20 protein-coding genes are annotated in these 21,191 nt (G+C 70.7%); 9 read left to right on the top strand and 11 right to left on the bottom strand.

Annotated features, from left to right (window positions below):
- Window positions 1-24 precede the first annotated feature (24 nt).
- Both P3G67_RS21450 and P3G67_RS21445 read left to right on the top strand, forming a co-directional pair.
- Complete coding sequence (locus P3G67_RS21450; protein WP_276094907.1) at window positions 25-1,593, top strand: LCP family protein; 1,569 nt, start codon at window positions 25-27, stop codon at window positions 1,591-1,593.
- Between the two features lie 63 nt (window positions 1,594-1,656).
- Window positions 1,657-1,953, top strand: coding sequence for a hypothetical protein (locus P3G67_RS21445; RefSeq protein ID WP_276094906.1), 297 nt, complete (start codon window positions 1,657-1,659; stop codon window positions 1,951-1,953).
- 13 nt (window positions 1,954-1,966) lie between these two features.
- Here P3G67_RS21445 and P3G67_RS21440 read toward each other — a convergent pair whose 3' ends face one another.
- From P3G67_RS21440 to P3G67_RS21425, 4 genes are all read right to left on the bottom strand, one after another.
- The gene (locus P3G67_RS21440) at window positions 1,967-3,277 is read right to left on the bottom strand and encodes an FUSC family protein (RefSeq protein WP_276094905.1); all 1,311 of its coding nucleotides are present in this window, start codon (window positions 3,275-3,277) and stop codon (window positions 1,967-1,969) included.
- Window positions 3,278-3,313: 36 nt separating this feature from the next.
- A complete protein-coding gene (locus tag P3G67_RS21435; RefSeq protein WP_269858592.1) occupies window positions 3,314-3,739 on the bottom strand; it encodes a RidA family protein in 426 nt (141 codons plus the stop codon).
- Between the two features lie 305 nt (window positions 3,740-4,044).
- Window positions 4,045-4,284, bottom strand: a complete 240-nt coding sequence (locus P3G67_RS21430) for a chaplin (RefSeq protein ID WP_276094904.1) — start codon at window positions 4,282-4,284, stop codon at window positions 4,045-4,047.
- 385 nt (window positions 4,285-4,669) lie between these two features.
- Window positions 4,670-5,467: a ScbR family autoregulator-binding transcription factor gene (locus tag P3G67_RS21425; protein WP_276094903.1), complete on the bottom strand. Its 798-nt coding sequence runs from the start codon at window positions 5,465-5,467 to the stop codon at window positions 4,670-4,672.
- Window positions 5,468-5,826: 359 nt separating this feature from the next.
- On the opposite strand from P3G67_RS21425, the gene P3G67_RS21420 reads away from it, so the two are divergent.
- Window positions 5,827-6,357: a hypothetical protein gene (locus P3G67_RS21420; protein ID WP_276094902.1), complete on the top strand. Its 531-nt coding sequence runs from the start codon at window positions 5,827-5,829 to the stop codon at window positions 6,355-6,357.
- Between the two features lie 7 nt (window positions 6,358-6,364).
- Here the strand turns inward: P3G67_RS21420 and P3G67_RS21415 are convergent, their stop codons facing one another.
- The 5 genes from P3G67_RS21415 to P3G67_RS21395 form a co-directional block, all read right to left on the bottom strand.
- Entirely contained in the window at window positions 6,365-8,071 is a 1,707-nt protein-coding gene (locus P3G67_RS21415) for a thiamine pyrophosphate-binding protein (RefSeq protein WP_276094901.1), read from the bottom strand.
- 125 nt (window positions 8,072-8,196) lie between these two features.
- Entirely contained in the window at window positions 8,197-8,604 is a 408-nt protein-coding gene (locus tag P3G67_RS21410; RefSeq protein WP_276094900.1) for a hypothetical protein, read from the bottom strand.
- A 123-nt stretch (window positions 8,605-8,727) separates the two neighbouring features.
- Window positions 8,728-10,467: an ABC transporter ATP-binding protein gene (locus P3G67_RS21405; protein ID WP_276094899.1), complete on the bottom strand. Its 1,740-nt coding sequence runs from the start codon at window positions 10,465-10,467 to the stop codon at window positions 8,728-8,730.
- A 59-nt stretch (window positions 10,468-10,526) separates the two neighbouring features.
- The gene (locus P3G67_RS21400) at window positions 10,527-11,609 is read right to left on the bottom strand and encodes a hypothetical protein (protein WP_276094898.1); all 1,083 of its coding nucleotides are present in this window, start codon (window positions 11,607-11,609) and stop codon (window positions 10,527-10,529) included.
- A complete protein-coding gene (locus P3G67_RS21395; protein ID WP_269858584.1) occupies window positions 11,609-12,604 on the bottom strand; it encodes a DUF1611 domain-containing protein in 996 nt (331 codons plus the stop codon). Before P3G67_RS21395 ends, P3G67_RS21400 begins: the two co-directional genes overlap by 1 nt.
- Window positions 12,605-13,517: 913 nt before the next feature.
- Between P3G67_RS21395 and P3G67_RS21390 the strand changes: the two genes are divergently transcribed.
- Window positions 13,518-15,584 (top strand): ATP-binding cassette domain-containing protein, encoded by a 2,067-nt coding sequence (locus tag P3G67_RS21390; RefSeq protein ID WP_276094897.1) that lies wholly within the window; start codon window positions 13,518-13,520, stop codon window positions 15,582-15,584.
- A gap of 193 nt (window positions 15,585-15,777) precedes the next feature.
- Here P3G67_RS21390 and mihF read toward each other — a convergent pair whose 3' ends face one another.
- Complete coding sequence (gene mihF / locus P3G67_RS21385; protein WP_276094896.1) at window positions 15,778-16,089, bottom strand: integration host factor, actinobacterial type; 312 nt, start codon at window positions 16,087-16,089, stop codon at window positions 15,778-15,780.
- A gap of 187 nt (window positions 16,090-16,276) precedes the next feature.
- On the opposite strand from mihF, the gene ku reads away from it, so the two are divergent.
- Both ku and ligD read left to right on the top strand, forming a co-directional pair.
- Window positions 16,277-17,371 carry a non-homologous end joining protein Ku gene (ku, locus tag P3G67_RS21380; RefSeq protein WP_276094895.1) on the top strand — a complete coding sequence of 365 codons (1,095 nt, stop codon included), beginning with the start codon at window positions 16,277-16,279 and terminating at the stop codon, window positions 17,369-17,371.
- A 5-nt stretch (window positions 17,372-17,376) separates the two neighbouring features.
- A complete protein-coding gene (ligD, locus tag P3G67_RS21375) occupies window positions 17,377-18,306 on the top strand; it encodes a non-homologous end-joining DNA ligase (protein ID WP_276094894.1) in 930 nt (309 codons plus the stop codon).
- 82 nt (window positions 18,307-18,388) lie between these two features.
- Here ligD and P3G67_RS21370 read toward each other — a convergent pair whose 3' ends face one another.
- On the bottom strand, window positions 18,389-18,895 hold the full coding sequence (locus P3G67_RS21370; RefSeq protein ID WP_276094893.1) for a hypothetical protein: 507 nt from the start codon (window positions 18,893-18,895) through the stop codon (window positions 18,389-18,391).
- A 329-nt stretch (window positions 18,896-19,224) separates the two neighbouring features.
- On the opposite strand from P3G67_RS21370, the gene P3G67_RS21365 reads away from it, so the two are divergent.
- The 3 genes from P3G67_RS21365 (at window position 19,225) to P3G67_RS36100 (ending at window position 20,859) form a co-directional block, all read left to right on the top strand.
- On the top strand, window positions 19,225-19,632 hold the full coding sequence (locus tag P3G67_RS21365; RefSeq protein ID WP_276094892.1) for a hypothetical protein: 408 nt from the start codon (window positions 19,225-19,227) through the stop codon (window positions 19,630-19,632).
- 107 nt (window positions 19,633-19,739) lie between these two features.
- Window positions 19,740-20,006, top strand: coding sequence for a hypothetical protein (locus tag P3G67_RS21360; RefSeq protein WP_276094891.1), 267 nt, complete (start codon window positions 19,740-19,742; stop codon window positions 20,004-20,006).
- Window positions 20,007-20,355: 349 nt separating this feature from the next.
- Complete coding sequence (locus P3G67_RS36100; protein ID WP_269858576.1) at window positions 20,356-20,859, top strand: transglycosylase family protein; 504 nt, start codon at window positions 20,356-20,358, stop codon at window positions 20,857-20,859.
- Window positions 20,860-21,191: the final 332 nt, after the last annotated feature.

The following is a 21,191-nucleotide window of genomic DNA, read 5'->3' as shown; positions in this document are numbered from 1 at the left end:
CGGGCGAGGCCGGGCGGACACGCCATGCGACGGATCTCCCAGCGGGCCGCCGCGGGCCGCAAACGGCAGCGGCCGGGGTCGCCGTCGGCGCTGACCGTGCTGTGTCGGGTCGTCATGTGCTGCGCCTCGGCGCTGGTGCTGGTGGCCAGCGGCATGGCGTGGGCCGCGTACCACTATCTGACCGGCGGGCTGAACACCTCCGACGCGCTGGACGCGGTGCGCGGTCGGGCGCCCGCGCACCTGGACAACTCGGTCAACCTGCTGCTGATCGGCCTGGACAGCCGCAAGGACATGGACGGCAACGACCTGCCGAAGCAGTTCGTCGAGGCCGAACTGCACGCCGGATCCAGCGACATCGGCGGCTACAACACCAACACCTTGATCCTGATGCACATCCCGGCCAACGGCGGCAAGGTCACCGCCTTCTCCGTGCCCCGGGACGACTACGTCGAGGTGCTCAGCGGCGACGGCACCCCCGGCGGGATGCACAAGATGAAGGAGGCCTACGGGCTGGCCAAGGCCGCCGCCGAGAACAGGCTGGCCGCACAGGGTGTCAGCGGCGCCGACCTGGAGCACCAGAGCCGCGAGGTCGGCAGGGAGGCCACCTTGGCCACCGTGCAGCAGTTCCTCGGCGTACCGATCGACCACTTCGCAGAGGTCAACCTGCTCGGCTTCTACGACATCGCCAAGGTGCTGCAGCCGGTCCAGGTGTGCCTCAAGCATCCGGTCCACGACCACTACTCCGGCGCCGACTTCCCCGCCGGCTACCAGGACCTCAACCCCCGGCAGGCGCTCGCCTTCGTACGGCAGCGGCACGGACTGACCGGTGGTGACCTGGACCGTACCCACCGGCAGCAGGCGTTCCTGTCCTCCGTCGCCCACAAGCTCAAGGCCCAGGGGATCTTCGGCGACCTCGGCAAGATGCAGGGGCTGCTGGACGTGGTGCGGAAGGACCTGGTCATCGACAGCAGCTGGAACGTACTGGACTTCGCCCAGCAGGCGCCCAACCTCACCGGTGGGAACGTCGAGTTCCACACCCTGCCGATCGCGGGGTTCGCGGAGCGCGGCGGGGAATCGGTCAACCTCGTCGATCCACGGGAGATCCGGTCCATCGTCGGCCGGATGATCGGCTCGGACACGGCCGCCGACGGTGCGCACCGGGCTCCCCAGCACGGCCCACCGGCGGTGGTCGACGTACGCAACGGCTCGGGGGTCGGCGGTGCCGCCGCCGCGGAGTCGAAGGCGCTGACCGCGCTGGGGTATGTCGCGGGCGTCGTCAGCAACGCCCCCGCGCACGCCACGACGACGGTGGTCTACGGCGCCGGTGTCCAGGAGGCGGCCCGGCAGATCGCGGCGGAGGTGGGGGCGGCGGCGCCGCTGGCCAGCACCGCCGTACCGGCGGGGCGTGTCGTGGTGACCCTCGGCACCGGGTTCACTCCGAGGGCCGCGGACACCTCGGAGTCCGACGACAAGCCGCCGCACGAGGCCGAGACAACCGACCGGTCCGCGGTGCGCAACGCCCCTGACCCTGTGCCGGCCTCGGTCTTCCAGGGCCAGACGGTCAGGATGGGCGGCATTCCCTGCGTGGACTAGGCCCGTACGTACCACCAGCAACGAACCCGAGACGAGAGAAGAAGGAAAGGACGGTCGCCCAGCATGCCGCAGGGGGAGATACGACAGCGGCGGGAGGTCAATCTGCGCATCGGTGCGGCCGTGGCCGAGATAGAGGGCCTGTACGCCGCGCTGTTACGCACCACCCAGCCGCGTCAACGCGTCCGCCTGCTGGCCGAGTTGGCCAAGGCGGGCCGACGCCTCACCGTCCTGGCGCTGCTGCCGCCCGAGCGCACGCCGCCCACGCCGGCTTCCGGTTCACGGCGCCGACGCCGCCGGATGCTGGCCGAACGCGGTGCCGCCTGGATCACGGCCCGGTTCTTGGACCGCGACGCCCGATGACCCGGGCGGCCGGTCATCTCTTGAAAGGCCGCCGCAACCGGCCCCTTGTGGTACGGGCGCCACGGCGCAGCCGGTGACCGAGCGCCGACTCGGCCGGTACGGTCCTGGCCAACTGGCTTGCCAGCCACTGGGATCGCTTCTCCACGTCGAGCTCGTCCAGTAGCCGGTCGATGCTGGCGATGAGCGCTCCGTGCAGTTGCCAGCGCTCCCAGTGCTGTTGCGCCTCGGCGCGCAGCAGCGCGGCGATGTGGTCCCGGTCCTCGCGTGCGTCGTGGAGCGCCTGCTCCAGCTCGGCCTCCGCGCGCTCGGCGCCCGCGGTGACCTGGGCGCTGATCAGTTGGCCGAAACTGTGCACAGCATCGGCGATATGGGTCAACAAGTGGTCAAGTTCGGCCGACAACTCATCCTCGTACACCGATTCCTGCTGACTGCGCTCCATCGACAGATCGCTCAGGGAGCGGCACAGCGTGCGCAGTACGACGACGCACACCTCAAGGGTGTCCAGGCCGCTGCGCAGGATCAGCCGGGCCATCGCGCCCTGGCGGACCCGGGGGTTGAGCCGCGTGCTCTCCTCCGCCCTGCGGAGGAACTCGTCGAACCGGGCGATGTCGTTGTCCAGTCGCCGTGCGTCGTGCAGCCAGGCGATGGTCTGCTCGGAGGTGGCACCCGCGCCCAGTTCGGCAGCGATGCGCAGCAGGAACTGCCGGATCCGTTCAGCCAGTTCGGCCACCGCCTCACCCGCGGGCTGTACGAAGACCGGTGGGGCGACCAACAGGTTGAGCAGCACCCCGATCACGGCGCCGATCACCGTCTCCAGCACCCGGTCCAGCGCCTCGCTCTGCGGAGTGGAGACCCCGAGGATCAGCATGCCGCTGATCGCGACCTCCGCGACGAACTCGTCGACCCGGATCAGATGGCCGATGAGCAGCGAGGCCAGGATGATCAGACCGAGGCTCCACCAGGTCAGCCCGAACAGCGCGCTGAACGCCACCGCGATCAGCACCCCGGCCACCACGCTGCCCACCCGGCGGATGCCGGTGGTCAGTGTCGTGTAGAGGGTGACCTGGACGACCAGCAGCGCGGTGAGCGGGGCGGTGAGCGGGGACGGGTTGTTCGACAGTCGTACGGCGGCGATGTAGCTGATGACGGCGGCGGCCGTGGACCGCAGCATCTGCACGACGACGGGTTCGTTGCGCAGCCTGATGAGGCCGACGAGCGGAGTGGGGACGGCGGGCACCTTGCAGCTATCCCCGCCGGGTGCGGCCCGGACACCGTACGCGTAGGCCAGCAGGGTGAAAGGGAGCAGAAACAGTCGCAGAACCATCAAATGGTCTCAGCGGAACGGAAGTCTGATGTCACATCACGGGACTACGGCTATCGCCTCCAGCTCGACCAGCGCCTCGCGGTCCCACAGTCGGGAGACGCCGATGACCGCCATCGCCGGGTAGTCGCGGCCGACCAGCCGGTGCCAGACCCGTCCCAGATCCGCGGCGTGCGCCCGGTAGTCCTCGATGTCGACGCAGTAGACGGTCAGCTTGGCCAGCTGGTCCGGCTCGCCACCGCCCGCCCGCAGCGCGGAGAGCAGATTGTCCAGCGCCAGCTCGAACTGCGCCACGATCCCGTCGCCGACGATCGCCCCCTGGGCGGAGAGCGCCGTCTGGCCCGCCAGGAAGACCAGCGTGCCACCGGCCGCGCGCACCGCGTGGCTGAAACCGGTGCTGGGCGACAACTGCGGCGGATTGATCCGCTCCAACCCACCTCGCGTACCGTTCGCGCTCGCGCCCATGTCGCCGTCCTCCCGCCGTCGGTGCCGGATGTGATCGCTCCGTACATCTATCCGTTGACCGGTCGGTCGGGGAAGACCCCGGCCGGTCCGGTTCCGGCACCCGGCCGTCGAACGGCGGACGGGCCCCGGCCTGATGGTGGTCGGGGCCCGTCGTGAACCGTTCCCGGCGCCGCAAGCGCGGCGGCCGCCGGACCGGCTCCATCGCGTCGGTACGCCTGAAGCCTCCTCAGAACCGGTCTGCCAACGGCTCCGCGGAGGGTCGTGCCGACGGGCGAGGCGCACGGCCCGGGGCCGCCTGGCGGCGCCTACTTGCAGACGTTGCCCGCGGCCGGGTTCAGCAGCCCGATGACGTCGATCGAGTTGCCGCACACGTTGATCGGGAGGTTGATCGGTACCTGGATCACGTTGCCGGAGAGCAGGCCGGGGGAGTTTACGGCGCTACCGACCGCGCTCGCGCCGCCGTGGGCGGCGGCGGCACCCGCGGCGCCGATGACCGCCGCACACGAGGCCGCGGCCAGCGCGGTGGCCTTGATGAGTCGCTTCATTTTCGTCCTCCTCATTCAGGTGGTGGAACGGAGTCCGTAATACCCAATGAAAAGGCGGATAAGTAGTATTTCGTGCCATTTGCCACCGGAGTGCACCCGGAGTGCCTAATTTCGCGGGCGTTGCGACATGGATGAGGGCCGGGCGGACGCCGTCGCCTGCGTCTGCCCGGCCCGCGTACGGCGACCTGCCGGGAGGAATGGCGGAAGGTCGCCGGGTCTACGGTCTGAAGAATCGATTCCCCAAACCCAATTGGGTACGGCCGTGAGCGTGCACCCACGTGCGAGTACTACTTCCGGTGAACGATCCCCGGGTCTGATGGGCAACGCCCTGGACTCCGTGATCACCTGTCTGGGCGACTACCGGGGGAAACCCCAGGCCAACCCGTCACGCCGCGGGTCCACGGCGTGGCCGTCGGCCGCCCGCCACGTCGTCGGCGCGCCGCATCCGTGGATGCGGTACCCGGGCGACTGCCGGAGAGGAGGCGGCGCGGCACACGGGCGGCGCGGAGGCGCCGACCGGAGGGGCCGCGGGCACCCGGCACGACCCGTCACCCACCCGCGCACCGTGCGGATCCGTGCCGTGCGGGAGGGATAACACCAGCCGGGGCAGCAGGCCCGGCACCGCGAGTCCCGGCAGCAGGTACTTCCACATCTTCGTCACCCGGGATGTCAGGTCCCGCCGCTCCTCGTAGACCTGGGAGAGCAGTTGGATCCCGGCGAACGACCCGACGATGAGCTGTGCGACCTCGCCCGGCTCCACCGTGGCCAGCAGTTCGCCGCCCTCCGCGGCCTCCCGTAACAGCCCGCGGATGACGTCCGCTGAAGAGCGGTACGGCAGCGTGTCCGGCCGTGTGAACGAGGACTGGCCCGTCGTCAGCCGTACCGCCGCGCGGAGCACCGCGTCATGCTGGAGCCGGTCCGCGAAGCGCAGGGTGAGGTCGATGGCCGCCTGGAGCCTCACCGCGCGCTCCGGCGGGACCAGCACCTCCGCCCGTGCGGCCACCACCGCCTGGGCGATGGCCTCCTTGGACGGGAAGTGGAAGTACAGGGCGCCTCTGGTGAGTCCGCATCTGGCGAGGATCTCGGTGGTGCTCGCCCCGTCGTAGCCCAGTTCGTCGAAGACGGCCGCCGCCGTCTCCACGATCACCCGCCGGGTCCTCGCGGCCCGGTCCTGCTGCCCCATCCCGTCCCCCGCGCGCCTTGCCCCTGTCATCCCGATCCCGGTTCGACCGTTCCGCCGACCGGGGGCCACGCTGTCCGGCCCGCGGCGGTGCTTGTGTGGTTGTCCTGTCTGGTGGCCCTGCTGTCTGGGCATGGTGTCGGTCCGTGAACGCCTCCGGCAAGTACGGATCTTCAGCCACAGTGGCAACATCCATGGCCAACACGGGATCAGCTGCCGAAGAGGACCCAGATCCGGCGCCGCTGAGGCATCGTCATATCGCCCGTAGCCTGCCACACTGGTTGAATCAGGAATCGCCATGTCGGTCCGCGGATCCCGCCCACCGACGGGCTCGTCGACCTCAACGCTGAGGAGACGTCGCCGTGATACACACCGACCCCCTGCCCGGTGACATCGGGCTCACCCAAATCCCAGGCTCCGCAGGCACGCTCATCCGCATCGGGCAGTGGCTGAACGGCAACGGGTTCGCCGACTACGAACACGCCTTCCTGGTCCTGCCCGACGGCCGCCTGCTCCAGGCCGAGCCGGGCGGGGCGCGGATGGCCTCGCTGGAGGAGTACTCCGGCAAGCGCACGCTCTACGCCTACCCGCCGGAGCTGACCGACGGCCAGCGGACGGCGATCTGCACGGCCGCCGCGCGTTACGTCGGCGTGCCGTACAGCTTCCTGGACTACGCGGCGATCGCCTCGCACAGGTTCCGGCTGCCGATACCGGGACTGCGCCGGTACGTGGCCTCGACCCGGCACATGATCTGCTCCCAACTGGTCGACCAGTGCTACCAGGACGCGGGCGTGCACCTGTTCAACGACAACCGCTGGCCCGGCTATGTCACACCGGAGGCGCTCTACGACCTGCTGGCGAAGGGACAGCGGGAGCAGCGCGCGGCGGCCTGACCGCCGCTCACACTCCCACCCAGCCGGGTGCTTCGGTGTGCGCCGCGCGGTGTTCGGCGGCCGAGCCGAGGATCGGCACCTCGATCACCGTGGGGCGCCCCGCGTTCAGGGCGTCCCGGATCGCCGGGCCGATCCGCGCGGTGTGCCGGACCCGTACCGCGTCCAGTCCCAACGAGCGCGCCAGCAGCGGCCAGCGCACCGCGGGACGCACCAGGTCGATGCCCGGATACCCGGCCGCCTCCGCGGGATCCGCGGGTTCCCGGACCGCTCGGTACTCGGCGTTGTTGAGCACCACCACGACCACCGGCGTCCGCTGGGCGGCCGCGCTCCACAGCCCCTGCACGCCGAACATCGCCGAGCCGTCGCCCACCACCGCCGCCACCGGACGCGTCGGATGGGCGAGTTGCAGGCCGACCGCCGCGCCGATGCCCCAGCCGAGCCCGCCGCCGACGGTGTGGTGGTAGTCGCCGGGCCGTCTGACGCGCAGCGCCCGCCACAGTGCCGGGCCGGAGCTGACCGCCTCCTCCACCACCACCGCCGACTCCGGTAGCGCGTCGGCGACCGCCTGTACCGCTGCCGTGGGCCGCATCGGTGCCGCGCAGGCCGCCGCGCGGGCCTCCTCCCGCCAGGCCAGCCGCTGGGCGACCAGCCGTTCACCGGTGCGCGCGGCCCGCCGTGCCGCCTCGGCGGCGGTCTCCGGTGTACGGCGGGAGCGCACCTCGGCGGTGATCGCGGCGAGCGTCGGCCGCATCGCGCCCACCATGCCGACCTCGACCGGATGGTTCCGCGCTATCTGCGCGGGATCGGTGTCCAACTGGACCAGCACCACCTCCTCCGGCACCGCGCTCTGCGGCCGGAAGTGGTGCGGGCGGATGGTGGCCCCGGCGAAGAACACGATGTCGTGCTCCGCCAGCACGCGGTGGATGGCGGCGTTGTCCGGCGGCAGCGGCCAGGCGGTGAGCGGGTGCTCCGAGTCGGCGTTGACCGCGTCGAACATCGGCTGCGGATAGACGGCGGCACCCAACTCCTCGGCGAGTTCGCGAAGTTCGGTGTCGGCGCCGCTCTGTCCGACCAGATCGCCGGCGACGATCGCGGGCCGTCGGGCCGCGGTCAGCACCTGCGCCGCCCGTGCCGCCTCGGGCGCCGCGCCCAGCTCGGGCAGCGGGGAGCGCGGCGGCAGAGCCAGCCGGGCCGGAACGGAGAGCACATCGGTGGGGACGGAGACGAACACCGGTCCGCTCGGCGCGGTACGGGCCCGGCGAAACGCCCGGCGCATCACCACCGGCAGGTCCTCGGCTCGGTGTACCTGCTCGGCGCAGTGGGCTACCGGCGCCGCCATCGCCACCAGGTCGCCGGTGAGCATCGGGCCCTGGGCGAGGTGGCGCTGGTCCTGCTGGCAGGCGAGCACCACCATGGGGGTCCGCGAACGCAGTGCGTTGAGCATCCCGATCACCCCGTTGGCCAGGCCGCCCGCCGCGTGCAGGCTGACGAAGGAGGGCCGGCCGGTGCCACGCGCGTAGCCGTCCGCCATGGACACCGCGGAGTGCTCCTGCAGAGCGAGCACGTACGGTAGGTCGCCCGCCGCGGCCACCTCCCTGATCAGCGGAAGCTCCGTGGTGCCCGGGTTGCCGAAGATCCGGTCGACTCCCTCGTCCCGCAGCAGGTCGACCAGGAGCCGGGCGGGCGGCTCCAGGGCAGGCTGATGCCTCGTCATCTGTGGTCCCCCCGTGGAACTCGTACGTTCGGTCGTGTCGCGCCAACGACCAAGGCCTACACGGCGGTTGGAGGTGGAAGCCCTGGTGCAGGTGAACACGCGCCCGCCCGCCTCCGCGGTTGCGTTCAGTGCCGCCGGGCGTACGAGAAGTAGAAGGTGGTGGCGGCCATGGCGAGGCCGAAGGCCAGCCCCATCAGCGAGGACCTGAGCCACCCATGGCCGCCGAGGTTGATCAGATAGCCCATCGCCATGCCGAAGACCACGCCGTAGGCGATCGCCTGGCTCTCTGCCTGCATCCAGCGCTGCCGCCTGCCGATCAGGAAGCAGACCACCCCCATGACCACCCAGGCGACCAGCCCCCGCAGCGCCGCGACTCCGGCGTCGACGCCGTTGTCCTGCGCGAGGTAGAGGCTCCACCCGCCGAAGGCCAAGCCGATGATCGTCGGCACCACCCAGGCCGAGCGGTGCCGCTGCTCGACGGGCTGGTGCGGCCTGCCGTGCCGCGCCGGCTGCACGGGGTGCGTCGTGCTCATGGCGGACCTCCTTTTCCCCGCGCCGGGGACCCCTCCATTCAGGCGACACCCGTGCGGCGGGGACGGCAAGTCGATCAACGGGTACCGGGCGCCGCCCGCCGCACCCACCCGCGACGGCGTGGCTCAACCACCCTCCGCCGGCCGGACGTTGACGGGGTCGCGCGGGTCGGCCAGCAGCGGGCCGCCGCCCAGGGGGACACCCGGGGGCGTCTTGCGGCGCGCGCCGTCCGTCGGGGTCAGCCGGACCTCGCGGGTCGCCATCCGCAGCAGCGCGGGCCGGTGGGTGGTCATCACCACGGTCCGGTCGGTGACCAGTCGGCGCAGCGCGGCCACGACCAGCCGCTCGGCTTCCACGTCCAGCCCGGAGGTCGGCTCGTCCAGCAGCACGATCGGCGCGTCGGCGAGCAGCGCCCGGGCGATGCCCACCCGCTGCCGTTGCCCGCCGGACAGCCCGGTGCCGCCGTCGCCGAGCCGGGTCTGCAGCCCGTCGGGGAGCGCCTGGGCGAAGTCGGTGACCAGCGCGGCCTCGGCGGCCTCGGCCACCTCGCGGGGGGAGGCGTCGGGCCGGGAGTAGCGGATGTTGTCCGCCAGGGTGCCGGAGAACAGGAAGGTGTCCTGGAGCACCACCGCGACCTGGCGGTGCAGCCAGCGTTCCGGCAGCTCACTGGTGGCGTGGCCGTCGATGCGCACCGCGCCTCGGGTCGGCCGGTACAGACCGGCGATCAGGGCCAGCGCGGTGGACTTGCCCACCCCGTTGGGGCCGGTGAGCGCCACCCGTTCGCCAGGTTCGACGGTCAGGTCGAGACGGCGCAGCGCGGGCCGCCGTCCGTAGGCCATCGTGACGCCGCTGAACTCGATCCGGCCCAGGGCGCGGACGGGCAGGTTCTTGCAGCTGCCGCCGGACGGGCGAGGCTCGTCCAGGATGGAGATGATCCGCTCGGCGGAGGCCTGCCCCTGGCTGAAGGTGACGGACAGCTTCGACAGCGACCGGATGGGGTTGATCATCCCGGCCAGATAGCTGAGCGCCACCACCAGATGGCCCACGCTCCACCAGCCGTGCGTCACACCCGTTCCGCCGACCCACAGCAGGGACGCGGTACCGACCGCCGTCGCCACCTCCAGCAGCGGCACCCGGCGGGCCTGGATGTCAGTGGCGTCCAGGCCCGCCCGCAGGGTGCCGTCGCTCTCCGCCGCGAAGTGCTGGTCGTGCAGGTCCTGCCGGCCGAAGGAGTGCACGGTCCTGATGCCGCGCAGGGACTCGGTGACCAGTCCGGCCAGCCGTCCCTCGGCCTCGCGCTGCCGTCGCGCCGCCCGGTGGCCCAGGCGGCGGATGCGTGCCCCGGTGACGAGCACCAGCGGAATGCAGCCCAGGCCGATCAGGCCGAACCGCCAGTCGAGCAGCAGCAGGGCGACGGCGAAGCTGGCGATGGACAGCAGCCCCGGGAACAGGGTGGAGAACAGCGCCACGAGGCTGTCCTTGATCCGGCCGCAGTCGGTGATGATCCTGCTCGTCGACTCGCCCACCGCCTGCCGGTCGTGGTAGCTCATCGGCAACCGCTGGAGATGGGCGTACGCGTCCGCGCGGATCGCCACGCTGATGCGTTCGCCGGTACCGTTCATCACCCGATCGCCCGCGTAGTCGAACGCCCCGGACACCACGGCCAGCAGCACCACGGAAGCGGCGGCGGTGGTCAGCATCGCGGTTTTCCCGGTGCCGAACAGATCCAGCAGCGAACTGAGCGGATTGTGCGAGGAACTCATTCCGAGTACCCGGTCGATGACCGCGGCGACCGGCCACGGTGTCGCCAGGTCCGCGGTCATCTCGCAGATGCGCAGACCGAATCCCAACGAAAGTATCCGCATATACGGAGTTCCATAACCGCGGAATCGCCATAGTGCGCGTTCGGTCTTGTAGGTGCCGCTCATGTCGTCACCGCCGGAGTGGATGTGCCTCTCATCCGGGCCCGCAACTCGGCGTTGCCGCCCTCGGGGTGGATGCCGTGGTCGGCCATGGCGGCGCGGACCGTCGGGGCGAGCGCGGCGTCGGCGGCGAGCAGTTCGCGCAGCAGTTCGGAGAAGCGGTTGCGCCGGTCCTGTTCGTCCGCCACCGTCCCTTCGGGCCTGCCGAGCCCGGACAGTGCGCGCAGCAGCATCCGGTCGAAGCGTTCGCCGTCGCCGTCGTCCGCCAGCACCCGGCAGCGCGCGGTCCACAGGGCCGAGGCCCAGATCGTGCCGTTGGCGTGCGCGTGCCCGCTGGACCTGGGCCGTAGGAAGGCCATGGTCCAGCGGGCGTCGAGTCGGCGGCGCCGCGGATCCCAGTGCGGGATGTGCCTGCGGTGCCAGCCGTAGATGTCCGGGGTGCCCAGCAGCACCGCGGTCAGGAAGTCCGCGGTGCCCTCGTCCAGGGCGACCTTGCCGCTGTGCTGGTCGTCCGGCGGGCGCAGCCGGTTCGCCCGGAAGTCGGCGGTGTGCCGGCAGATGTGGTGGCCCACCTCGTGGTACACGATGGCCGCGTTGTGCGCCGGGGCGTTGAAGTACGGTGCCCCGGTACCCGGGACGAAGGCGCGTCCGCCGCCGAGGTGGACCTCACCGGTCGGTGCCACCGGGTACGGCTCGGGCGGGCTGACGTCGCCGGGCAGCCGGTAGTGGCCGCCGCCCCAGCGGCTGGGGGAGGAGTGGGCGCCGACCCGTACCACCAGGTGCGGCAGCGGTTCCCCCAGCAGGTCGGCGGCGAAGCGCAGGGCGCGCTGGGCGTGGTACGCGGCGTTGGTGAGGCCGAACGCCCGCGCCTGCCGTTCCGCCTCCGCGCCGGCCAGCGGGCCGCCGCCCGCCGCTGGCTCGTACACCAGGTCGGGGCGGTGCAGCGGCTCGCCACCGCGCTCGTCGCACACCGTCACCTCGGCCAGCGCGAGTTCGGCGGGCCCGGCGATCTGGGCCGCCAGTTCCACCTCAGCCAACCGGCCCGGCCCGACGCCGCCGTCCGGCAGGTAAACGGCGGCCCGCATCACTGGGCGAGGGCGTGGTCGGCCAGCAGATCGAGCGCCGCCCCTTCGGCGAGCTGGGCCGGGGACAGCACCGGTAGACCGGTGACGGCGGCGGCCTCCCGGGCGGCCAGCGGGCTGGCCGTCACCAGACCGCTGACGGCGAGTACCGGAACGTCCGTCGACCGGAGCAACTCGACTCCTGCGTGGGCGGCGAGCGCGTCACCCACCGCGAGCACCGTGCCTTGGCACACCTCGGAGAGCGAGGCGGTCAGCAGCCGGGTCTCATCCTGCAGCAGCCCGTCCGCGATCTCCAGCACGATGGCGTTCGCCCCGTCGTGCACCAGGGTGTCCCGCATGGTGAGCATCGTGGAGCGGAGCCGGTCGGTGGGGTAGCCGAAGGTGGAGGACATCCCGAAGTCCAGGAAATCGACCACATGGGCCGCTCCCGCGTCGAGGTACGTCCAGCGGTCCTTGCCGCTGCCGGAGCCGGTCACCTTGGCGGCGCCCGCCACCAGTCCGGCGCGGGACCAGCCGCTGATCAGCCCGGCGGCGGTGGTGGTCTTGCCGGAGTTCATCGAGGAGCCCACCACGGCGATGGCGTGCGGCCCGTTCCCCGGCGCCGCGACCGGCGACGGGGGGCGCGGTCTGGCGAAGTGCTCCAGGGACAGCGGCAGGCTGTCCTCGTTGGTGAGCGCGCCCACGATCTCCAGCTCGGTGGGCGCCTGGCAGCTGGTGTGCCAGGAGACCGCGGTGCCGATCACGCCGCCCGCGGTGAGCAGGTGGGCGCGGGGGCCGGGGCGGTGGTAGCCCTCGTAGAAGTCGGTCGCGTACCGGTTGCCGCACGCGCCGACCACCAGGTCACCCTTGTGCAGTCGCACACCGCGGCCGTGGGCGTCCTCCAGCCGCTCATGGCCGCCCACCCGGGTGACCTCCGCCACCACCAGGTCGCCCAGCTGTGGCGGTGAGCACAGCCCGCCGAGCCGACACCTTCTCATGTCGGTGATGCGGCGGGTCACATGACTCCATTTCGCCGTGGACAAGTCCCTCATCGGTACTCCCAATAGGCCCAAAGCCTCGACCGGCGAGGAGCCTTTCGTAGATTTGAAAGCCGCAGCTGTCGCGGCCTTGCCGGTAACTGGGGCGTTTTGCACGGTCATTGCGGCTACGCCGGAATCGGGCTGGTGGAAATCTGCGGCACTGCCATCAGTACTATCAGCACTATCATCGTGATTCCTTCCCGCTGGCCTCGCAATCCGGCGCGCCACTCCGGTAGGCCAGCTGGGTAACCGCCCCCGGTTCTCCAGGATTCTGACGGGGCGGCGGGTGTGCTCCTGACGCCGGATCGGGTACCTCGCTGGTCGCCGGAGTGGCTGCGCGCTTCGGCCATGGGGGCGACGCCGCACGGCAGTTCGGGCGGGATCGAAGTCATGAGGATGGGGGGGAAATATCCGCACTCCAGGGGTGGCTCCGCTCCGGTGGCGGATCACCGGGCTGGCCGAGCGGTCCGCTCCGCGGCGGCGTCGCCGAGGCGCGCGGCTTCCCAATCCGCTATGCGACGGCTGTGAGTTGGCTGTGCGTCTGATGGGGCGTCGCGCTCCGGCCCCGCCTGACGTAAACAGAAATTCTTGGTAAATTCCCGGCTTGTGCGGTCGGCGTGCCTGCCACCCGCTGCGAATCCGGGGCGGCGTTCGCGGCTCGGCCGCCGGGGGATGTGGGTGGATGTGCGTAGTTGCAGACCGCCGTCGGTCCGGGCGCTGTGAGGTTACCCGCGGTCCGGGAACCGAATCCCCGGGAATCGCATTCTTGTACAGCGGATAACCTCTCCGAGTGCGGGAGGGGGCGCGGCACGATCTGCCGGTGTCACCTCGCCGTGCCAGGCCGGACGGCGTCCGGCGTGTGCCGAAGACGACAAGCAATTCCCGAGGGACCATGACAGACACGAGCCGGCTGCTGCACTCCAAACGGATTGTCAGGATCGGTCGTGCCCCGGACAACGACGTCGTCGTCAGGGACCTCATGGCCTCCAGGTACCACGCCGAGCTGCACACCACGGAAGCCGGTGGGTTCGAGGTCGTGGACCTGGGCAGTTCCAACGGAACCTATGTCAACGGCCGTGCGGTCGAACGGTGCGAGATAGGTCCGAGCGATCTGGTGGGCATCGGCCAGACGTCGTTCCAACTCGACGGCGACCGGCTGGTGGAGCGCGGGGACGCCGAGTCCGGCGCCTTCACCGCCCGCGACCTGACCGTCAGGGAACGGCACCGCGGTGAGTACAAGACCCTGCTGGACTCGGTCAGCATCGACCTGCCGGAGAAGTCGCTGGTCGCGATCGTCGGTCCGTCCGGCTCCGGCAAGTCCACGCTGCTGCGCGCGCTCACCGGCTACCGGCCCGCCGACTCCGGCGAGGTGCTGTACGACGGTCGCGACCTCTACCAGCAGTTCGCCGAACTGCGGCACCGCATCGGCCTGGTGCCGCAGGACGACATCCTGCATCCTCAGCTCACCGTGATGAAGGCACTGCGCTACGCCGCCCGGCTGCGCTTCCCGCACGACACCGACGCCGCCGAGCGGGACGCCCGAGTCACCGAGGTGCTGGCCGAGTTGGGCCTGTCCCACCGGGCCGAGAACCGGATCACCGCGCTCTCCGGCGGCCAGCGAAAACGCGTCTCGGTCGCCCTGGAACTGCTCACCAAGCCCGCGCTGCTGCTGCTGGACGAGCCGACCTCCGGACTCGACCCGGGGCTCGACCGGCAGGTGATGCAGATGCTGCGCGGCCTCGCCGACGGCGGTCGCAGGATCGCGGTGGTCACCCACAGTGTGGCCAACCTCCACATGTGCGACCGGCTGCTGGTACTGGCCCCCGGCGGCCGGACCGCGTACTTCGGGCCGCCGCAGTACGCGCTGGAGTTCTTCGGCCACGACGACTGGGCCGACGTCTTCCGTGACTTCGACCAGTACCCCGACCGCGACTGGGCCGCCATCTACCGCCAGTCGATCCACCACCGCACCTACTCCGCGGGCAAGGCGGAGGAGGAAGCGAGGTCCACCGAGTCCGAGCGGACCGCGGACGGCCCCGCCGAGCAGCCGCAGGGCGTGCCCTCGGTACGGCCGCCGAAGCCGCCGAGCTGGGGCTCACAGCTGGTGACCCTGGTGCGGCGCAACTTCTCGGTGATCGTGGCGGACCGCGGACACGTCGGACTGCTTGCCGCGCTGCCGCTGATCATGGGCGTGCTGAGCGCCGCGGTGCCGGCCGCGTACGGCTTCATGGCCGCCAGCCAGCCCGCCGGACGTCCGCTCGCCTGCGGCCCGATCGCCAACGTCGACGCGCAGTGCGTACTGCTGGTGCTGGCGATCGGCGCCTGTCTGACCGGTACCGCCAACTCGGTGCGCGAACTGGTGCAGGAACGCGTGATCTACCAACGCGACCGCGCCACCGGGCTGTCCAGATCCGCGTACGTGCTCTCCAAGGTCACCGTCCTCGGTGTCATCACCGCGGCCCAGGGCCTGATACTCGCCGTGATAGGTCTCGCGGGCCGCAAACTGCCCACCGCCGGGCTGGTCACCCAACCCTCGGCGATAGAGCTGGTGTTGGTGGTGGTGCTGCTCGCCATCACCTCGATGATGCTCGGCCTGATCATCTCCGCGCTGGTACGCACCGCGGAGAAGACCATGCCGCTGCTGGTGGTCTCCACCGTGGCGCAGGTGATGTTCACCGGAGCCATCTTCCCGATGTTCAACGACACCGGGCTCGCCCAGCTCTCCTGGCTCTCCCCGTCCCGATGGGCGGTCGCCGCGCAGGCCGCCACCATCGACCTGACCCGGATCGGGCCGCCCGCCGACGCCGCGCACCCCAAGCTCGCCGACCCGCTGTGGGCGCACACCGCGGCCCAGTGGTCCATGGACGTCAGCGTGCTGGTCGGGCTCGGCGTGATGGGCGTGGCGGTGGTGACCGGAATGCTGCGGCGGCACGAGCCACAGGTAATGCGCCGCCGCTGAGCCCAGCCGCTCCGGGCGCGGCGGTCCCAGAACTGGCTGCCGCGGCTCGGATTCCTCCGTACCAACTGCGAATCCGCCCGCGAAGGTCATCTACTTCGCCGGATGGCCGGTCCAACTGCGCCAGTTCGTCGACGCACTTGGCGCCCGGTCGCCCGCCGCCGCCGACTGCCCCTCGCCGAACGGCGGTTGACCACTAGCCGACCCTGTCCGCCAGCTCAGAGCGCTGCCTGTCGCCCAGGCCACCGACGCGGCGGTCGGGATCGATGCCGATCTCGTCCATCAGCGCGGCGACCTTCGCCGGGCCCAGACCGGGGACGGCCCTGAGCAACTGGGAGACCTTGGTCTTGGCGACGACCGGGTCGGTCTTGGCCGCGGCCAGCACCTGGCTCAGGCGCTTCTTGCCCGAGCGGACGCTGTCCAGCAGCCCGGTCCTGGCCCGCCGGGCCTCGGCGGCCTTCTGCAGTGCGGCCTGGCGCTGTTCTGGAGTCATGGACGGCAGGGGCATTCGGGGCTCCTTCGCTCGGGTCGACATCGTGAATATGTGCCCTGACGCTGGCCCCGGCCTCACTGCGATCACCCGAAGGGACGGTCCGGACCGAACCGCGCCCGGCCCGCGCGATCCGTGCCGACAGGCGCTGGCCAGCGGTCGGAGATACCGTGTGGTCACTGGGAGGGAGGGAGGTGGAGGCGCCATGGCGCACGCGGTCTGGAGCGGCGTGCTGTCGTTCGGGCTGGTCACCGTGCCCGTCCAGATGTTCGGTGCGACCGAGAGCCACACCATCCGCTTCCACCAGCTCCAGCGCGGCACCGCCGATCGGGTGCGCAACAAGCGGGTCAACGAGCGCACCGGCGAGGACGTCCCGCTGTCGGACATAGTCAAGGGCTACGACATCGGCGACGAGTACGTGGTCGTGGAGCCGGAGGAACTGGACGAGGTCGCTCCCGGCCGGTCGAAGAAGCTGGAGATCAGCGGATTCATCGACCTGGACGAGATCGACCCGGTCTACTACGACAGGACGTACTACGTCGGGCCGCGCGGCGACGAGTACGCGAAGGTCTACGCCCTGCTGGTGGAGGCGATGAAGAAGGCGGGCAAGGCCGCTATCGCCACCTTCGTGATGCGCAACCGGGAGTACCTGGTGGTGGTCAAGCCGGTGAAGGACGTCCTCGTCGTCCACACCCTGCACTGGGCGGACGAGGTGCGCGACCCGCACCGCGAGATCGGCGGGCTGCCGGAGAACGCACGGGTGGAGAAGCGGGAGCTGGACACCGCCGTGCAGCTGGTCGACGCGCTCAGCGTCGACTGGGACCCGCAGGAGTACCGCGACAGCTACCAGGAGCGGGTGCGCGAACTGCTGGAGGCCAAACGCACCGGCGGCACCGTGGAGAAGGAGGAGCCGCCACCGCGCTCCACCAATGTCATCGACCTCAACGAGGCGCTGCGGGCCAGCGTGGAGCGGGCCAAGGGCAAGCGCGGCACCGGTGGCAAGAAGCGTGCCGAGGCCGGGAAGGCCGAGAAGGCCGGGAAGAAGGGGGAGAAGGCCACCGCGGAGAAGGCCACCGCGGAGAAGGCCACCGCGGGGAAGGCCACCGCGGAGAAGGCCACCGCGAAGAAGCGCGCGAAGAAGCCTCCCGAGGCGGCCGACCTCGCCGGGCTCAGCAAGACCGCGCTGTACGAACTCGCCACCGAGGCCGACATCCCCGGCAGGTCCACGATGAGCCGTGAGGAACTGGTCGAAGCGCTCTCCGCCACCGGCGGACGGCGCAAGGCCAGGGCGTCGGCCTGACCGCGATGCCCGTAGCACCGGACCGGCAGGCCCTGGAGGTCGACGGCCACCGCCTGGTCCTCACTCATCTGGACAAGGTCCTCTTCCCGCAGACGGGCACCACCAAGGCCGCCGTGCTGCACTACTTCGTCCGGGTGGCCCCCGAGATGCTGGACCACTGCGCGGGGCGGCCCGCCTCCTTCGTGCGCGCGCCGGACGGGCCGGACGGTCAGAGCTGGTACGCGAAGAACCCGCCCCCGGGCCTGCCCGACTGGGTGACCGTCACCCAGGTGGCCAGCCGGGAGGGCCCGGCGCCCTATGTGGTGATCGACTCCACCGCGTCCCTGCTCGCCATGGTCAACCTCGGCGCCTACGAGATCCACGTACCGCAGTGGACCGCCGCGAACGGTCCGGACGCCCACGACCGGATGGTGTTCGACCTGGACCCGGGGGAGGGAGTGGACCTCGTGCTCTGCTGCCGGATCGCGCTCGGCGTTCGGCGACTCCTCGCGGAGGACGGGCTGGAGGCGTATCCGGTGGTCTCCGGAGCCAAGGGCCTCCACCTGTACGTTCCGTTGCGGCCGACGGCGGAACGGCGGGTGTCCGACTACGCCAAGGCACTGGCGGTACGGATGCAGCGCGAGCATCCCGATCTGGTGACGGCGGTGATGGCCCGTGCGGCGCGCCCGGGCAAGGTGTTCATCGACTGGTCGCAGAACGCCTCGGCGAAGACCACCGCCGCCCCCTACACCCTCAGGGTCAGACCGCGGCCGGCCGTCGCCGCCCCGGTGACCTGGGACCAGGTCACCGCCTGCGAGCACCCGGACGACCTCCGGTTCACCCCGGACCAGGTCGCCGACCGGGTCGCGGAGCGGGGCGACGTCCTCGCCGACCTGGCCGACCCGGCGGGCGCCCACGAACTTCCGGACCAGGTCAGGAACCGGCGGCGCGGGTGACCCTGCCCCCCTCAACTCCCGCAGCTAGTCGGCCAGTTGCGGTGGCTCGTGCACTCCGGGTCGGTGCCGAGGACGCTGTCGGTCAGGAACCGCCGATCTGCTTCAGCGAGGGGACGTTGTCGGTGACGTTCGCACCGTTCTGACTCCCCGCGTTCTTAACGCCGTTGACGGTGTTCTGGACCTGGTTGAAGTCTGAATCGCTGGCGTTTCCGCCCCTGATCTTCGCGCCCAGGTCCTTGAGCTTGTCCACGCTTCCGGTGAGCGGGGCCACCGCCTTGGACAGCAGCGGATCGCCCTTGGCGTCGCGGATCGCGGCCTTGTAGCGGTTATAGGCGAAAGTGGCGGCCAGACCCCCCTTTACCAGCGCGCCGGTACGTCCCTTGGCGCCTTTCTTGAACGTGCCCGCCTTGTACGGCTTGTAAATCCACTGGTACACCGCTCCGGACGCCAGGCTCGCATTGGCCACGAACTTCGTCTTGGCGAACCGGACTTTGTCCGCCGAACTGGAGGCGGAGGGCGCGGACGAAGCGGAGGACGTTTGCTTGCTCTTGCCGGAACAAGCGGGCACCACCAACAGCAGCGCTGACATCAGCGCCGCGAGAACACCGTGCCGTAGCCGGTAGGGGGATGACAGCACCGGATCACTTCCCTTGATTTCGCGGCCCGTCCCCGCCTACGGCGGCCTGGGCGGTTTTCTGGTCCCATCGGGGCCGAGGCTCTTGACCGGACTCTTTCCCGGCCTTCGGCATCGCACCACCTCGATAGCGCCAATCGGGTGAACGAGGGGCGGAAATGCTGAGAAGCCTTCAAATGTGGCGAGTTGGGCAGTAGCCCGATAGTGTGACGTGACGGACTCGTTTGCAGTAAGTGCACCTACTCCTCGTGGTAGGTGCACTTCACGACGAAGGGAGAAGTGCAGTGACCCCCACGAAGTCCCACTCCGCTCGTCTCGCTGTTGTCGGAGCCCTCTCCGCCGCCCTGCTGACCGGCGGCGCCGGGGGTGCGATCGCCGCGTCGCACCCGATCCACCCGGCTCCATACCGCGCTCCGGCCAAGCCGTCCATCAGCATCAGAGTCAGCCCGACCACCGTCAAGGCCGGGCAGCAGGTCACCGTCATCGGCCGGGCCCAGGGGCTGAAGCCCGGCAGCAGGGTGCAGCTCCAGCACCGTAGCAACGGCAAGTGGACCTCGCTGCACGCCAGCACGGCGGTCCAGAGGGGCGGCGCCTACAAGCTGACCGCCAAGCTCAACTCCAAGGGCAAGCAGGTACTGAGGGTCTACGACGGCACGACCACGTCGTCCCCGGTAACCGTCACGGTGCACTGACGCGCCAGGCGCACTCTCCGTTCAGGGCCGCCCCCGCACACGCGAGGTCGGCCCTGAATGACGCCCCCCGTCACATTCTCATCACACAAGCCCCCTACGATCGTCACATGACCAATGCGATCGAACTCCCTGACGACCTGATCGCCCTGCAGCGCGCCGCGGACGAGGCCCTGGCGGCGCTGGGTGGTCCCGATGTGGGATCACCGTCGAACTGGTCACCACGGCAGCGCCAGGAATGGGACGAACGCTGGGAGACCTACCGGCAGGCCGCGCACGCCCTCAACGCGCACCCCCTGATGCGGCAGGCCGCGGCGGAACGCCGGCACCGGGAGCTGCGAAACGCGCTGCGCGCCGCCGCCCGCTGCCACGGCTGACGCTAAGCGGGCGAATTCGCCGAGGCCCGCAGAAGCGGCCCGAGGAGAACGCCAGTTCGGCGGTGGACACCCGATCGGGGCGCCACCCACTCGGCGGGCATTACGGCCGGACCTACGGCGCCACGTCTGGGAACCGGCGTTCGGAGAACTCGTCCGGAGCATTCCGCCAGACGGCTGTGCCGTGGTGGCGGAAAGCAACCGGAACGGCCGCGACGCGCATGGAATCTGACGCCTTGCCAATTGTCGGATAATCGCCTAGGGCTTTTGACATGGCAGTAAACGGCTGACGCCACCACTGCCAGTGGGCCCGCCAGGAATTTTCCTGGTCCGTTTCAGGAGGCAGCACGGCATGCAGGCAAGGTTTCTCGCGTACGGGCTCGCCGCCGTGGTGGCGGCGGGCGCGGTGGGCACTCCCGCAGCGGCGGCTTCCCATATGGACGCCGCGAGTTCATGGGACCATCTCGCGCAGTGCGAAGCCAACGGCAACTGGCACATAAACTCAGGGAACGGCTACTACGGGGGTCTGCAGTTCAGCGGGCACACCTGGCGCGCCTACGGCGGTGGCGCCTACGCGTCCCGGGCCGACCGGGCCAGCCGCTCACAGCAGATCGAGATCGCCAGCAGGGTGCTGTCCCGTCAGGGGCTGAGCGCCTGGCCGGGCTGCTCGGGCCGGACCGCACTCGGTGACGACAGCCACGTCAGCCGTGGCTACTGGCGCCGTACGTACCGGTACGGGTTCCTGCGGCACCACTACCGGTTCCACGCGCACCACCGGCGCTGGCTCCGTGGCCATCGGCACCACCACCATCGGTTCCACTGGCGCCACCGCCACCACCGGTACTGGTTCCACTGACAGACGTAGGGCGGCCTGGCCCCCGGTCGGGTGGTCAGGCCGCTGGTGCGGTCAAGTGGGCGACGTATCCGTACGCCGGTGGAGGGACCCGTGGCGTGTAAGCCCCCGGACGCGGAGTACGCCGGGCTCCAATGAGCCAATGGATGCATTTGTACTACTGTCGCGCGGTACCCGAGTCGAAAGTCCAGGGGCGGCGATCGGGGCGGCTTCCTAATGTTGTTGTCAAGCCGCCTCGGTGACGGGTGGTGCAACGCGGTAGCACCGTCGGTCACGGATCAGTGCCCAGATGACGTTCACGCGGCGGCGCGCGAGGGCGAGTACCGCTTGGACGT

Origin of the sequence: Streptomyces silvisoli, from assembly GCF_029269905.1 — a bacterium.
Lineage (GTDB): Bacteria > Actinomycetota > Actinomycetes > Streptomycetales > Streptomycetaceae > Streptantibioticus_A > Streptantibioticus_A silvisoli_A.
This window is presented reverse-complemented; position numbering and strand designations above follow the sequence as displayed.

Excerpts from the sequence above, each read along its gene's own strand:
- P3G67_RS21410 (WP_276094900.1), bottom strand. The coding sequence starts at position 8,604 with ATGAGCACGACGCACCCCGTGCAGCCGGCGCGGCACGGCAGGCCGCAC.
- P3G67_RS21430 (WP_276094904.1), bottom strand. The coding sequence starts at position 4,284 with ATGAAGCGACTCATCAAGGCCACCGCGCTGGCCGCGGCCTCGTGTGCG.
- P3G67_RS21445 (WP_276094906.1), top strand. The coding sequence starts at position 1,657 with ATGCCGCAGGGGGAGATACGACAGCGGCGGGAGGTCAATCTGCGCATC.
- P3G67_RS21400 (WP_276094898.1), bottom strand. The coding sequence starts at position 11,609 with ATGCGGGCCGCCGTTTACCTGCCGGACGGCGGCGTCGGGCCGGGCCGG.
- P3G67_RS36100 (WP_269858576.1), top strand. The coding sequence starts at position 20,356 with ATGCAGGCAAGGTTTCTCGCGTACGGGCTCGCCGCCGTGGTGGCGGCG.
- P3G67_RS21415 (WP_276094901.1), bottom strand. The coding sequence starts at position 8,071 with ATGACGAGGCATCAGCCTGCCCTGGAGCCGCCCGCCCGGCTCCTGGTC.
- ligD (WP_276094894.1), top strand. The coding sequence starts at position 17,377 with ATGCCCGTAGCACCGGACCGGCAGGCCCTGGAGGTCGACGGCCACCGC.
- mihF (WP_276094896.1), bottom strand. The coding sequence starts at position 16,089 with ATGCCCCTGCCGTCCATGACTCCAGAACAGCGCCAGGCCGCACTGCAG.
- P3G67_RS21390 (WP_276094897.1), top strand. The coding sequence starts at position 13,518 with ATGACAGACACGAGCCGGCTGCTGCACTCCAAACGGATTGTCAGGATC.
- P3G67_RS21370 (WP_276094893.1), bottom strand. The coding sequence starts at position 18,895 with ATGTCAGCGCTGCTGTTGGTGGTGCCCGCTTGTTCCGGCAAGAGCAAG.
- P3G67_RS21450 (WP_276094907.1), top strand. The coding sequence starts at position 25 with ATGCGACGGATCTCCCAGCGGGCCGCCGCGGGCCGCAAACGGCAGCGG.
- P3G67_RS21425 (WP_276094903.1), bottom strand. The coding sequence starts at position 5,467 with ATGGGGCAGCAGGACCGGGCCGCGAGGACCCGGCGGGTGATCGTGGAG.
- P3G67_RS21360 (WP_276094891.1), top strand. The coding sequence starts at position 19,740 with ATGACCAATGCGATCGAACTCCCTGACGACCTGATCGCCCTGCAGCGC.
- ku (WP_276094895.1), top strand. The coding sequence starts at position 16,277 with ATGGCGCACGCGGTCTGGAGCGGCGTGCTGTCGTTCGGGCTGGTCACC.
- P3G67_RS21435 (WP_269858592.1), bottom strand. The coding sequence starts at position 3,739 with ATGGGCGCGAGCGCGAACGGTACGCGAGGTGGGTTGGAGCGGATCAAT.
- P3G67_RS21440 (WP_276094905.1), bottom strand. The coding sequence starts at position 3,277 with ATGGTTCTGCGACTGTTTCTGCTCCCTTTCACCCTGCTGGCCTACGCG.
- P3G67_RS21405 (WP_276094899.1), bottom strand. The coding sequence starts at position 10,467 with ATGCGGATACTTTCGTTGGGATTCGGTCTGCGCATCTGCGAGATGACC.